The 15259-nt window shown below is 39.8% G+C and carries 9 protein-coding genes; 8 read left to right on the top strand and 1 reads right to left on the bottom strand.

Features of this window, described 5'->3' with window-relative positions:
* Nucleotides 1–4: 4 nt before the first annotated feature.
* Nucleotides 5–1087, bottom strand: coding sequence for an efflux RND transporter periplasmic adaptor subunit (locus ACHLI0_RS09635; RefSeq protein WP_008759588.1), 1083 nt, complete (start codon nt 1085–1087; stop codon nt 5–7).
* A 552-nt stretch (nt 1088–1639) separates the two neighbouring features.
* Between ACHLI0_RS09635 and ACHLI0_RS09630 the strand changes: the two genes are divergently transcribed.
* The 8 genes from ACHLI0_RS09630 to ACHLI0_RS09595 all read left to right on the top strand — a co-directional run bounded on the left by ACHLI0_RS09630 (nt 1640) and on the right by ACHLI0_RS09595 (nt 15217).
* Nucleotides 1640–2578, top strand: coding sequence for an ABC transporter ATP-binding protein (locus tag ACHLI0_RS09630; RefSeq protein ID WP_022300904.1), 939 nt, complete (start codon nt 1640–1642; stop codon nt 2576–2578).
* A 25-nt stretch (nt 2579–2603) separates the two neighbouring features.
* Nucleotides 2604–4898 (top strand): Gldg family protein, encoded by a 2295-nt coding sequence (locus ACHLI0_RS09625; protein WP_490748993.1) that lies wholly within the window; start codon nt 2604–2606, stop codon nt 4896–4898.
* 31 nt (nt 4899–4929) lie between these two features.
* Complete coding sequence (locus ACHLI0_RS09620) at nt 4930–5853, top strand: ABC transporter ATP-binding protein (RefSeq protein ID WP_055219669.1); 924 nt, start codon at nt 4930–4932, stop codon at nt 5851–5853.
* A 28-nt stretch (nt 5854–5881) separates the two neighbouring features.
* Nucleotides 5882–8206: a Gldg family protein gene (locus ACHLI0_RS09615; protein WP_055219671.1), complete on the top strand. Its 2325-nt coding sequence runs from the start codon at nt 5882–5884 to the stop codon at nt 8204–8206.
* Nucleotides 8207–8279: 73 nt separating this feature from the next.
* Nucleotides 8280–11420 (top strand): SusC/RagA family TonB-linked outer membrane protein, encoded by a 3141-nt coding sequence (locus ACHLI0_RS09610; RefSeq protein WP_055219673.1) that lies wholly within the window; start codon nt 8280–8282, stop codon nt 11418–11420.
* A gap of 14 nt (nt 11421–11434) precedes the next feature.
* Nucleotides 11435–12850 (top strand): RagB/SusD family nutrient uptake outer membrane protein, encoded by a 1416-nt coding sequence (locus ACHLI0_RS09605; RefSeq protein ID WP_490748990.1) that lies wholly within the window; start codon nt 11435–11437, stop codon nt 12848–12850.
* A gap of 24 nt (nt 12851–12874) precedes the next feature.
* Entirely contained in the window at nt 12875–13582 is a 708-nt protein-coding gene (locus ACHLI0_RS09600; protein ID WP_490748988.1) for a DUF4843 domain-containing protein, read from the top strand.
* 9 nt (nt 13583–13591) lie between these two features.
* On the top strand, nt 13592–15217 hold the full coding sequence (locus tag ACHLI0_RS09595; protein ID WP_081030513.1) for a PKD-like family lipoprotein: 1626 nt from the start codon (nt 13592–13594) through the stop codon (nt 15215–15217).
* Nucleotides 15218–15259: the final 42 nt, after the last annotated feature.

Here is a 15259-nt window from a genome sequence, read left to right as displayed (position 1 = left end):
GGTATTAGTCAATATTATCCAATGTAACAGGAAGTCCCAGACGAAGTTGCAGTGTTCCTGATGTAAGAATGGTATCTCCTACTTGAAGTCCTCTTACAATTTGTACTTCAGCATCCGTACGGATGCCTGTTGTCACTTCTACAGGTTCGGCTTTTCCTGATTTATACAAGAAGACTTTATCCTTTCCCATTTCCGGCACGATTGCTTCCGTCGGGATGGCGATCGCATTCGGAATTTCTTCTTTTTTCAATTGTATACTTGTATATCGACCGGGAAGCAGGGCACGATTGGTATTGGGATAAAGTGCGCGTGCTGTGTATTGATGCAGGTTAGGGTCGATCGTTGACTCTACTGCGTATACCTTTGCGCTGAAGGCATCTAGTTTCCCTTCAATCCTGAAATTCAGGTTCGTCCCTTTCTTAATCTGGCTTGCATAGCGTTCCGGTACTGAGAACTCAACCTTCAACGGAGTAATCTTTGTCAGTTTGGCAACAATAGTTGTCGGTGAAGCGTATGAACCGACACTGATTTGCCGAAGACCAATGATTCCGTCAAATGGAGCACGGAGCTCGGTTAGGGCAATGTTCGCTTTTACTATTTCTATATCAGCGTTTAAAGTTGCCAGGTCAGTCTTTACTTGTTCATAAGCTTCTTTACTGACTGCATCTCGTTTGAGCAGAGCATCTTGTCGGAATACACGGTCCTCAGCTAACTTTAGTTGTGAAACCAACCGTTGAAGTTGTGCCTGTAGCTGGCGGTCGTTCACTTTGGCAAGAAGTTGTCCTTTTTTTACGGGAGTTCCTTCTTCGAAGTTGATCTCTATTACTTTCCCGGAAGTCTCAAAAGACAAATCAACTTCTTCATCCGGCAGAAGTACGCCGGTAGTGGTGTATTCGTCTGTTAATAGTTGAGGTTTAATGACTTTGGCGTTGACGTTCAGAATTTTCTTCCCATTCTTTTGGGTGTTTTTTACCTTGTCAGCAGCAGCCAGTTCGTCGTTAGTTTTAGGTAACTGTGAATAAATTCCTCCACCGATAATTCCGGCACCGATAAGAATAATGATGCCCCATTTAGTTTTTTTATTCATGGTTTAGTATAGTATATAGCACGTTATATAATATCTTCTTGTGATTAGACGACACCTGAAAGAAAAGGTTTAATGCCGGAAATAGTAAAAGAAGGTTAACGTAGAGTCTGGCCTTAATAATTGATGAGAGCAGAAATCCGGATTGTTTTATCTGTTAATCGGTTTCCAAATTTTAGAATCAATTCGTTAAAACTCGCAAAACTTTGCTTAAAACTTAAATAAGGTTAAAGTTGTGTTTGTAACTATTTGACTTTTGGAATCAAAAAGTCTGATTATTGTCGCTTTTTAAAATAAAGATTGAGTTTATAGTGCGAATTTAGAGTGTATTATGCTGACTATATGTCATTTCTTTCGATTTTCGGCAAATTGCTAATAAAAAATGTCTTCCTGAAAAATTTGCGTATAAATATAAAGGTTTATACTTTCGCAAAGTTTTTTAGGAATTTATAAACAAGAAAATCACAAGGTTAAAACACGTATTCTTTTTTTATAATAGCCTAATTAAACCTGTCGTGAGTTTAATTTTTATTAGGGTATTTAACTTTTTTAATTATGGATGAACCTATAGTGAGGGTAGAGCACCTGTCACATCGCTACAGCGTACAATGGGCTATCCGGGACATTAATCTGGAGATCAAGAAAAAAGGAGTTTTTGGTCTGTTGGGGTCTAATGGCGCAGGAAAGTCAACCACTATGAACATCATGTGTGGGGTACTGAACCAAACAGAGGGTGAAGTATTTGTAAATGGTATTAGTTTGAGAGAAAATCCGGTTGAAGCCAAGAAGTTTATAGGCTTCCTTCCTCAAAAGCCTCCTTTGTATGCTGATTTTACGGTAGATGAGTACTTGGTTTATTGTGCACAACTCAGGCACATGGAATCTAAAAGTATCAGAGCTGCTGTTGATTGTGCGAAAGAAAAGTGTGGAATAATGCACTATAGCAAACGTCTCATCAGTAATTTGTCTGGTGGATATCAACAACGTGTCGGTATTGCCCAGGCAATCGTACATAATCCGCTGTTCGTTGTTCTGGATGAACCCACCAACGGACTTGATCCGAATCAGATTGTCGAAATCCGTCACTTAATAAAAGAAATAGCGGTAGACCGTGCAGTGATGCTGTCTACTCATATCCTGTCGGAAGTACAGGCCACTTGTGATGAAATTAAGATGATTGAACATGGAAATGTTGTATTTTCCGGAACTATCCGTGATTTCAATAATTACATGGCTCCCAGTACTTTGGTGACTATCCTGGAGAATCCTCCGCAAACAGAAGAATTAGAGAAAATTCCGGGTATCCTTAAAGTCGAAAAGCTGACTGCTACTCGTTTCCGTTGTCATTTTGATGGAAACGATCATGGCATGACACGACGTATAACGGAAATGGGCGTGGAGAAAGGGTGGCGCCCCAGCGAAATTATTCTTGAACGGGACTCATTGGATACTGTTTTTGCACAGTTGTCCGGAAAAGGAATAAAAATCGATTAATCACAAAATATAATAAAACATTGATATGAAAACTACATATCGGATAGCTATTGCCGAATTGCGTTCCTTATTTTGTTCCCCGGTGGCATGGCTTATTCTAGTTATTTTTGCTGTGCAGGTGGGTGTGGCTTTTGGAAATGCGTTCGATCGTCAGGTACAGGGACAAGCATTAGGATATACTCTTTGGGATGTGACAGCCTCTATTTTTACAGGTTGGATGGGAATCTTTCCGGGCTTCCTGCGTAACCTTTATCTATATATCCCTTTGTTAACAATGGGGTTGATGAGTAGGGAATATAGTAGTGGTTCTATAAAACTGCTGTTCTCATCTCCGGTTACTGACAGCCAGATTATCTTTGGTAAATACTTGTCGGTGTTGATTTACAATTTAGTATTGATTCTTCCCTTATTAGTTGTTGGGGTATTTTGTGGCATCACTATTACGAATGCCGATTTAGGCTTACTCTTTACCGGAATATTGGGTATATACTTGCTGATTTGTGCTTACGGGGCTATAGGTTTATTTATGTCCAGTATTACTTCTTATCAAGTAGTAGCCGCTATGGGAACTTTGGCTGTATTGGCTGCATTGAATTATGTTGGTGAAGTTGGACAGGATTATGCTTTTGTGCGTGATGTCACATATTGGTTATCCATATCCGGACGTGCGGATGAATTTATAAACGGATTGATTTGCAGTGAAGATCTGTTGTACTTCTTATTAATTATTGCATTGTTTTTAACTCTTTCTGTATTGAAACTGCGTGCCGGACGTCGTAAAGTATCTCGTGGGAAAACATGGGGAACTTATGGTGCTGTGGTTTTATCTGCTTTATTGGTGGGGTATATTTCTACATTACCTACTTTGAAATTATATCATGATTCAACAGCAACAAAGCGTAATACACTGACGAAAACGAGTCAGGATATTATGAAGCAAATAGATGGTGGTTTGAAAATAACCAGCTACATGAATCTGCTGGATGATAATTATGCTATTGCTTTGCCAAGTCAGCTGAAGAATGATTATGAGAGGTTTGAAAAGTATATTCGCTTCAAACCGGATACAAAGATGGAGTATGTTTACTATTATGATGAGGCTAATTCTCAATTGGATTTCCGTCTTGAAGGCTGTAATACTCTTGAGGAAAAAGCTCAAAAAATGGCAAACATTTTGAATTTGAATATTAATATGTTTTTGACTCCGGAACAGATTCGTGAGAAAATAGATTTGCGGAATGAAGGAAATCATTTTATACGTGTTGTAGAACGGGATAATGGTCAGAAGAGTATTTTGCGTTTATTTAATGATAATGAAAAACATCCGTCGGAAACCGAAATTTCTACAGCTTTGAAACGTTTTGTGGTACAGTCACCGAAAGTTGCTTTTCTTACTGGTCATGAGACGCGTGATATTTATAAAACGGGCGATCGGGACTATAATCAATTTGCGGAGAATCAATATTTCCGTTACTCTTTGAGAAATCAGGGATTCGATGTAGTAACCTTGTCTTTGGAAGATCAGGAAGTACCGGAAGATATAGATATTGTAGTGATAGCAGATATGAAAACGCCTTTCAATGAAGTTGAAAATGATCGTTTGAATAAGTATATCGCTCGTGGAGGAAATCTTTTCATTTTAGGTGATGCCCGTCGTCAGGAAATAATGAATCCCATAACTGAACAAATGGGAGTGACTTTTATGTCAGGAACATTGGTTGAAATGAAAGAGAATGATTCTCCGTCATTGATTGCCGGGCATATAACTAAAGAAGCTGCGCAGCGTTTTAAACCTTATACCCGTCCATATGAGTTCAGATCTGTCATTACAATGCCTGATGCTGTTGGTTTGGTATTTGACCCTTCTAAAGGTTTCAATGCCTCTCCGGTGATTGTTACAGACTCTTTATGTTGGAATGAGTTGCAAACAACAGACTTCTTAGATGATAAACCGCAGTATAACCCTGAAACGGGTGAGAAGCAAGGTATTATTCCTACAATTTTGGCGCTTGACCGTAAAGTTGGTGATAAAGAACAACGTATCGTCATAACAGGAGATGCGGATTGTGTAAGTAATGGAGAAATGAGCAAAAGCCGCAATGGTTATTCATCTAATAATTTTACAGTAATTACCGGAACTTTTAAATGGCTTTCTTATGATGAATATCCGTTAGATACAGAGCGGATTAATCCGGAAGATAATGCAGTATCTATAGGACGTGATGCTCGTAAAACGGTGAGATATGGCTGCTATGCACTTTTGCCGCTAATCTTTGCCGCTTGCGGAATTACGATCCTTGTTCGTAGAAAGAGAAGATAATAAAGAGTTCCTTATAAAATACAAACACATCATGGAAGAAGCTATTGTCAGAGTAGAGCACCTTTCTCACCGTTATAGTGTAGATTGGGCTATCCGCGATATAAATCTTGAAGTAAAAAGTAAGGGAGTTTTCGGTCTGTTGGGTTCCAATGGCGCCGGTAAGTCCACAACTATGAATATTATATGTGGGGTTTTGAATCAGACAGAAGGAAATGTCTGGATTAATAACATCAATCTGCGTGAGAATCCGGTAGAGGCAAAGAAGTTCATAGGTTTTTTGCCTCAACGCCCGCCTTTATATCCGGATATGACAGTTGAGGAGTATCTTACTTATTGTGCAAATCTTCGTCTGATGGAACCCATGGAGATTGGGAAAGCCGTAGAGCGTGCTATGGCTCGTTGCGGAGTAACTCATTTTCGTTCACGTCTCCTGCGTAATCTGTCCGGTGGTTATCAGCAGCGTATTGGCATTGCACAGGCTATTGTTCATCATCCGCAATTTGTTGTGCTGGATGAGCCGACAAATGGTCTTGATCCTAATCAGATTGTCGAAATCCGTAATTTAATTAAGGAACTTGCTACCGATCATGCAGTAATGCTTTCCACGCATATTTTACCGGAAGTTCAGGCTACTTGTGATGAAATTCGTATGATTGAACATGGAAAAGTCGTTTTCTCTGGAAGTATGGATGATTTTGATAATTATGTTGCTCCTACTTCTTTCACTGCAACATTGGTTAATGCTCCGGCAATAGAAGAACTTGTCAAGCTAAAAGGAGTTACTTCTGTCGATTGTTTGGGGGATTGTCACTACCGCTTTCATATAGCTGAAACGAATGGAATAACCGAGAAAATGATTGCTACTAGTGTCGCTAATGGATGGCAACTGGAAGAGATTCAGTTAGAACGTCTTTCTTTGGATGAGATTTTTGCCCGTCTTTCTGGAAAGAAGTAAACACAAACTTAGAAAATAAAGATTAAGTATGAAAACTATATGGAAAATAGCAAAGGCTGAACTGAATACTCTCTTTTGTTCACCTATTGCATGGTTGATCCTTATCATATTTGCATTTCAGGCCGGACTGACATTTTCCGACTTGATTTCCGATCAATTACGTTATTTGGCACTAAACTACCGCCCTTATAACCTGACCAGTGCTTTATTGTTAGGATACAATGGTGTTTATTCAAGTATGCAGGATAACTTGTACCTTTATATACCATTACTTACAATGGGATTGATGAGTAAGGAGTATAGCAGTGGTTCCATCAAGTTGCTGTATTCTTCCCCTATTACCAATATACAGATAATTCTAGGTAAATATATATCTATGTTGGTATATGCATTGATTCTGGTTGCTATCTTGTTTGCCTATTTTATCTATAGTGCATGTATTGTGGAGAACTTTGATTTTCCGTTTGCTTTGACCGGAATACTTGGAATCTTTTTGTTGGTATGTGCTTATGCAGCTATAGGTTTGTTTATGTCTACTTTGACTGCTTATCAGGTGGTTGCGGCTGTTGGAACATTGACTGTTCTTGCTATTCTCAATTTCATGGGTAATATTGGACAGGACATTGATTTTGTTCGTGATCTTACCTATTGGTTATCTTTGGCAGGACGCTCGGACAAGTTTCTTCATGGTATGATTTGTAGTGAAGATGCATTCTATTTTATTATTGTGGTTGTACTGTTCTTGTCACTTTCTGTTTTGAAATTGAAGTTCGAACGTACTACAGCCAATAGTTTAAGTAAGATGGTGCAGTATATCGGTGTGTTGTGTGTTACATTATTGGTCGGTTATGTGACTTCCCAGCCTAAGTTAATGTGTTACTATGATGCAACAGCAACTAAGGCAAATACTTTGACTCCTCCAAGTCAGGAAGTAATGACGAAGCTGGATGGTGGATTGACTCTTACGATGTTCGTTAACCTGCTGGATGATAATTTCAACAAGGGAATGCCGAAAAACAGGAATTGGGAAATGCGTAAGTTTGAAGACTATATCCGTTTCAAACCGGAAATGAAGATGGAGTATGTGTATTATTATGACCATACGGATAATCCTCGTCTTTATGCACAATTCTCCGGACTATCAGACAAAGAAATAGCTCAGCGTTTGTGTGATACTTATGATTTGGATTTTAATATGTTCCTTTCTCCGGAAGAAATCAAGAAAGTAACAGACTCTAAGGGCATTAATCTGGAAGAAGAAGGCAATCGTTTTGTTTATCTTTTCGAACGTGAAAATGGTCAGAAAGCTTTTTTACGAATTTATGATGATAATCAGCGTGATCCTCGTGAATCTGAAATTACGGCTGCCTTGAAAACGATGGTTGTCAAGTCTCCACAGGTTGCCTTTATCACAGGACATGGTGAACGTGATATTTACAAAGGCGGTGAACGTGATTATAGTGCATTTGCAAAAAATCTCACTTTCCGATATTCTCTGATCAATCAAGGGTTCGGAGTGAGTGTTTTGGATTTGAAGGCGGATTCTATGGCAACAGATATTGCTGATAATATTGATATTATTGTTATTGCAGATGTACGTGAAGCATACACACCGGATGAGATAGCTAAAATACAACGTTTTATAGCTCGCGGAGGTAACATGATTATAGCTTGCGAACCACGGCGTCAACCATTGATGAATCCATTAGTTGAAAATTTGGGTATTACATTTATGCCAGGCATTGTAGTGGAAGAGACAGAGGGATATGCTCCCAATCAATTATTTGTGAATCCTACAGAAACAGCTATAACAGAGAATAAAGGTTATTATACAATGGGGCGATATGGCTCTAAACTTTCTATGCCTGGAGCTGTAGAATTAGTACTTAATGATAGTTGCGGCTTTAAGTCTTCAGCCTTATTTGCTACTACTGCAAAGGCTTGGAATGAACAGCAAACAACTGATTTTGTGGATGACAAACCGGAAATCAATCCGGAAACAGGTGAAAGAGCTGATTCTATTCCTTTGGTGGTGCGTTTAACTCGCCAAGTAGGTGATAAAGAACAGCGTATCTATGTATGTGGTGATGCAGATTGTATGGCGAATAGTGAATTGACTACTAATCGGAATGATTTGAGCACTTCTAACTTTACGCTGATTACTGAAGCTTTCCGTGAATTGTCTTATAATCAATTCCCCGTAAATGATGATCGTCCTCATCCGTATGACGATAAGCTGTCCATCTCTGGTCAGGGAGCTTTAGTTTTTGTTCGCATCTTATTTATGGGAATTATTCCTGTAGGATTGTTAGCGGGATACATCATCACTTGGTGGCGTCGTCGTAAAAAATAATCCTTATTGAGAGGAATCAGTGAGAATCAATTTTGTTAAATGCATATATAACTAAATACAACACAGTTTTTTTATGAGAAAAAGGCGAAGTTTTATTGTCAGCTGCTTATTACTGGTAGCGTTGCTTTCGTACACATCCTTTGCTGGTGCGCAGACGAAGGTCACTGTTAAGGTGCAGGACAATAGTTACCGTGTTATTAAAGGTAAGGTGACGGATACGGAAGGCCATTCTTTGCCTGGAGTAAACGTCCGGGTAAAAGGAGTGCAGGGAGGTACTGTCGGTGACATTGATGGGAATTTTAAGCTTAGTGCCCCACGAGAGGATGTTGTTCTGATAGTCTCTTTTATTGGAATGGTTACTCAAGAAGTAACAGTGAAAGGTAACCAGAAAAAGGAGATTCAGGTTCGCATGAAGGAGGACGTGAATGAGGTGAACGAGGTGGTAGTGACAGGTTATGCAAATCTGAGAAAGGAGAGTTTTACCGGTAATACGGTTTCCATCAAGAAAGAAGAGTTGCAAAAAGTCTCAAAGACCAATGTCATATCGGCTATTCAGGCATTTGACCCTTCATTTCGCATTGCAGAAAATAACATGTGGGGTTCTGACCCGAACGCTTTACCGGAAGTCTATCTTCGTGGTAAGTCGGGAATTGGGATAAAGGAACTGGATGTGACAGATGTGACTTCTAAGTCTTCTTTGGTCAATAATCCGAACCTTCCGACATTTATAATGGATGGATTCGAGATTAGCGTTACGAAGTTGTATGATATGGATCCTTCACGCATCGAAAGTGTTACGATTTTGAAGGATGCCGCTGCGACAGCTATGTATGGTTCGCGTGCCGCTAATGGTGTGATTGTGATTACGACTGTCACTCCGAAGCCCGGTAAACTTAACGTTTCTTATAGCCTGACAGGAGAGGTGGAAATGCCGGATTTGAGTGATTATAATTTGCTGAATGCGGCGGATAAATTGGAAGCTGAAAGAATTGCGGGAGCCTTTGAAGATCCGCTAGGAGGGGTCGACTCGGAGAATCGATATCGGAACTTTTATTACAAGAAGCTATATAACGTTCTTAATGGAGTCGATACATACTGGCTGGATAAACCGTTGCAGACCTCTCTTAATATGAATCATAGCCTTTATGTGGATGGGGGATCGGACAAGTTGCGTTTTGGCGTAGAGCTGAATCTGAATAAGAACAATGGAGTCATGAAAGGTTCGAAGCGTGACGTGTGGGGTGCCGGTGCGTATATTCAATATTCGATTGGTAATTTCATTTTCCGAAATCACTTTACTTATGATGTGAACAGTTCAAAAGATTCGCCTTATGGTTCTTTCTCTGATTATACTTCTCAGTTGCCTTATGACATTTATCAGGACGAGCATGGTAATCCTTTGGAAACGTTGGAGTATTGGGGGCTCAAAACTAACAGATATAATCCTCTTTATGAGGCTACGCTGGGTAGTTATAGTAAATCCTCTTACGAGCAAGTGATCAATAATTTGAGTGCCCAGTGGAATATAAATAATTATTTATTATTTAAAACTACTTTGGGTTTAACTCGTCAATTTAATGAGAACGAACGTTTCTTAGATCCGCATTCTCAAAAAAATTCGAATCCTTTAAGTGCGACTAATCTTTCTTCCGGAGAGTTGTCAACTGGATCTGGAAATAGCTTCACACTTGACTGGCAAGCATCCTTGGCGTACAATCGTTCTATTAATAAGCACAATGTGAATGTTTCGGCGGGAATGAATGTCATGGAAAATCAGACTAAGAGTTTATCTGCCAGTTATAGAGGATTCCCGTCGGGTAGTCTACATTCTCCTAATTATGCGCAGGAGATGCCTTATAAACCGCAACAAAGTGAGGAGCACTCTCGTTTGATGGGGTTAATCGGTTTGGTCAACTATAGTTATGACAACATTTACTTGTTTGATGCAAGTATACGTATGGATGGGTCTTCAAAATTCGGTTCTGACAACAAATATGCTCCATTCTGGAGTTTTGGCGCCGGATTGAATATTCATAATTATAAATATTTTAAGGAGCAGGGCGTTTTCGACTTATTAAAATTACGTGCTAGTTATGGACAGGTCGGTAAAGTGAATTTCGCCTCTTATGATGCAAAGACAACTTATCGGATTCTTTCCGATCAATGGTATAAGACCGGTTATGGAGCTGTGTTATACGCATTGGGGAATAAAGGTCTGACTTGGGAAACGACTAATACGTTGGATGTCGGTATGGAAGTCAGCATACTGAAAAATATTCTGTATGTGAAAGGGAGTTATTATGTGAAACGAACCGTGGACTGTATCAATTCCGTAACAATTCCTAGCCATTCCGGATTTGTAACCTATATGGATAATATAGGAGAGATCGAAAATAAAGGATTCGAGTTGGATGTTCGTGCAAATGTAATCCGGACTCGGGATTGGAATCTGAATTTGTTTGCGAACTTATCTCATAATAAAAACCGATTGGTGAAAATAGCAGAGAGTCTGAAAGCTTATAATGATAAGGTGGATGATTATTTGAACAATCCCCAACAAAGTGCTAGTTCTACAGGCTCCAAAAGCTATAAGAAGTATTCGGAAGGGGTTTCACAGACTGCTATTTGGGCGATGAGGTCATTGGGCATTGATCCAGCTACCGGTGATGAACTTTTTTTGAATGCCGATGGTACTGTCACTAAATATTGGGATTCATCCAATCAAGTCGTAGTGGGCGATGAAGAACCTGCCGCAAGAGGAACTTTAGGCTTCAATCTGACTTGGAAGCGTTTTAGTGTGTATACTACTTTTATGTATGAGTTTGGTGGGCAACGTTATAACAGGACATTGGCGGATAAGGTAGAAAGCGTTGATATTTTAAACGAAAATGTGGATAGCAGAGTGCTGACAAAGCGTTGGAAGCAGCCTGGCGATGTCTCTGCATTTAAAAAAATACAGGCCAGCATTTATGTCGGGAATGCGACGGTCAAGCCTACATCCAGATTTGTTCAGGATTACAATTGGGTGAACTTAAACTCTATTACATTGGAATATGATATTGATTCTAAACTGATTAAACCTATAGGATTAAGCATGTTGCGTGTCAGTGTAGGTGCTAATGATTTAGCGCGTTGGTCTTCCGTAGAGTTGGAAAGGGGATTGAGCTATCCATATTCAAAAACTATTAATTTTTCACTAAAAGCCAGTTTCTAACGATGATAAAGCGTATGAAAATTTATAAACTATTAATAGCTTTGCCTTTGCTTGCCGGATTACAGGCTTGCAGTGGCTGGCTAGATCTTGAGCCTAAAGATACGACCACGGAAACAGATTTGTTTCAAACCGGTGATGGCTATCGTATCGCATTAAACGGGGTCTATCAACAAATGTCTGAAACCGGTTTGTACGGAAAAGAATTGAGTTGGGGCTTTCTGGATGTGCTTGCACAGATGTATACCTCTTATTTGCTGACTAATATCACTGAATATCGGTATGCTGTTAGATATCAGTATGAGAATGAAAAAGTAAAAGATCTGATAGAGGTAGTCTGGTCAAAAGCTTATAATAACGTGGCGAACTGTAATAACATTATTCAGCGTATTGAAACGGAATCTGTAGGAAAGTTTGCGGGAGGAGAATTGGAACGAAATTTAATAGAAGGGGAAGCGCTGGCCTTGCGCGCTTATCTTCACTTTGATATGTTGAGACTTTTTGCTCCATCTATGGCCATGCAGGACAAACGTCAGTATATTCCCTATGTGACTACATACCCTTGCACTTTTCAGCCTTATTTTACCAATGAGGAAATTGTGGAAAAAACTATTGCGGATTTGAAAAAGGCCAAAACGTTGGTAGAGTCTTATGATTTGGCTAATTCGAATTGGCTCCTTACACAAAACCGTATAGAAGGGTATGCGAATCCTGACGATCTGTTTTTTGCTTATCGGGGATATCGGATGAATTATTATGCCATCAGTGCTTTGTTGGCGCGGGTATATAATTATGCCGGTATGCATAAGGAAGCTTTTGAAGAAGCGACAGCTGTCATTGACGCAAAGGCGGGGAACGATAAGATCTTTTCCATGAGTACGGCCGCTGCTGTATCCAATGGAAATATGAAGTTGTACGATAACGTCATATTCTGTCTCTCTAATCAGAATTTGTGGACGATCTATGAGCCTTATCATAACACAGAGTCGAGCTTGGCATTGGCAGGATGGTCGAAGAGTGATATTTTTGATTCCGAAAACGACACTCGCGCCAATTTGGTGATAATGGAAAGTTCTCGATTGTTTAGTCTGAAGAATGTGGCTACACAGAAAAAGTTGGCAACATACGTCAAAGATATGCTTCCGATGATTCGTTTGGGAGAAATGTACTTTATTCGGGCTGAATACTATAACAATCAGAAGGATCAGAAAAATGCGATCAGTGAGTTGGACAAACTTCGTGCAGCTTACAACTGTTCTTCCGGTCAGTTGACTGGTCACTTTGAAGATGAACTGCTTGATGAGGTACGCCGCGAATATTTTAGTGAGGGACAATTGTTCTATTATTATAAGAAATTGAATATAACTCCTAGCTATGATATGACCAGCACTGATCAGTTTGTTTTGCCACATCCCGATAATGAAAGTTTGTAATTGTAAATCCTATAGAAGTGATATATGAAAAAATACATGTTTATATTGAGTGTGCTTTTCCTTGCATTCAGTTCGTGCAGTAAGGAAGAATTGGCACTATATGATACGTCAACGCACTATCTCTATATACCCAATGATGAGGACCGACACTTGGCGACCATGACTTTTAAGCACTATCCGGGTGTAAATGACTATGATGTCTTTTTTGAAGTGCGACTAGCCGGATATTACTTGGCGGAAGATAAGGCTTTCGCTGTGGAAGTGGTCAGTGATGAAACGACTGCGAATGCAGAGGACTTTACTGTCGAGAATTTGCAGACCTTTCATGCTGGCGTCTTGGAAGATAACCTGAAGATCACGCTACATAAAACAGCACATCTTGATAGCGAGACCGTCAAAGTAACTGTCCGTTTGGTGCCCAATGAGACATTCGGATTAGCGGAATTTTTAGGAGTTAATGCGTATACCAAAGCTATTACGGCATCTGTTTCTTTTGATAATAAACTGAGTAAGCCTCTTTGGTGGGATCAGGATATTGTAGATAACTACTTAGGTGAATGGACGGCTGCCAAATATCTGTATTTTATAGAAAGTTGTGATGGTGAGGTACTCGACTTGACTGATTATGATGCGGATGAGATTCGGCTGTTGGCTATGAAATTTAAGGAAGATATCAGTAAGTATGGCTGGTGTGAAGAGGATGGACGGCCTCTAGTAGTTCCTGTTAATTAAAACAATAGAATGATGAAAGAAAAGATATTTGCGTTTTTATGCCTCATGAGTCTACTCCTGTCGGGTTGCTATGAGGATAAAGGAAATTATGATTATAATAATTTGTTGAAAATCACAATTACTGGCTTTCTCTTAGAGAAGGATGATGGTACGGAATCGGAGATCACTTCTTTGACCGTTACAGCTGGTCAGGTGGTGAAAGTTAGGCCAATCCTTTCCTTTGAAAATGAAAAAGATAAGAAGAACTTGGCGTATACTTGGTTGTTCAAGGACAAGGTCATAGGAAACGAAGAAAAGCTCAATTATACGACCGAAGAAGTTCTTTCAGGATATGTTCTTTTTGACATGGAGGATTTGGATACAGGTAATCATTTTCGGGCTACTTTCCCTTTGAGTGTGTTGGATCCTTATGCCGGTTCCGGCTTCTTAGTGCTCAGTGAAAAAGAAGGGGAGCCTTGTCTTAGCTTTTTGATGGGTGCTTATACGGATGGTAACGATCAGTTTACGCCATATATCGGACTTTATCAGAAAGAGAATGGGAAAGTGTTGCCGAAAGATGTGTTCAAGATACATGAGCATTTTCGCAACAACCGTCATAGTACACAGATCATGGCGGTTTGCAAAAGCGATTTTGTAGACATCAACGCGTATACGTTTAAGGAAGAAATTCGGGCTGCCGGATTATTCATGTCGGGTGAGATCCCTACGATTTCGGATGTTATGTTCATGCAATGGGTAGACTTGGTGGCTGACGAACAGGGACGACTCTATAAACGAGTGAAAAGTACCAATGAACTGTTTCATTCCAACCGTTTCCTTCCTTCTTTCGTGAAAGACGAACAAGGGGAAGTACTGCAAGGAATTCGCATCATACCGGGCGATATCAGCAATAGTAAGAACTTTTGCTTGTTATATGATACTTATAAGAAACGTTATTTGATCATTTCTGATTGGAAAGGTTCTTATGGAAATACGCTGGCTAAAATCGTAGTGGCACAGCATGGAAGTGGTGAACAGGGATGGTCGGAAGGATTTACCCGATTGGATCGGATGGACGGCTATAAGGTTGTTTATACGGGGCACTATATGAATCCAAGTGAATACCTGTATCCGGCAGCTAACAGATATTTCTCTATAATAGAGAAGGACGGTGTTTATTATCATCAGCATTTTAGAGTGAATCGTGATTATACGACAGGAGCTATGGATGTCACGGAGGATATACAAGGGATACTACCCGGATTGGGAGGAATCATGCAAGAGAATAGTATTTTCTGTATATTGAGATATTCCTTCGGTTTCGATGCCTCTATACATCCTTATCTGTTGATGTCCAGTGGCAAGTCTCTTTATTTGTATGATATTACAGAGCGGGATAGTAATAGTGCGGAGGGCTTCTTCAAGCTTTATGAATTTGACAGCCCGATTGTTGCCATGAATGGAGAGTGCATCAGTGGCACACAGCTGGGGGTAGGTCTCGAAGATGGGTCTTTCCATGTCTTAAACATGACATTGGCAAAAGATCATCTTATGGATAAAGAAAAGTTGTTCTTATGGAGTTTACCCGCAGGGGAGTTGGGGACGATTAAGGATATACAGTATAATGTTCAGAACCAATCGCCGAACTTTTATTAAAGGTTAAAGTAAAAGCAATACAGGTACGAATAACGCAAACGG

This window comes from Bacteroides sp. RCH18, from assembly GCF_058231005.1.
The sequence above is the reverse complement of the archived record's forward strand: the minus strand, read 5'-3'. Positions and strand labels throughout refer to the sequence as shown.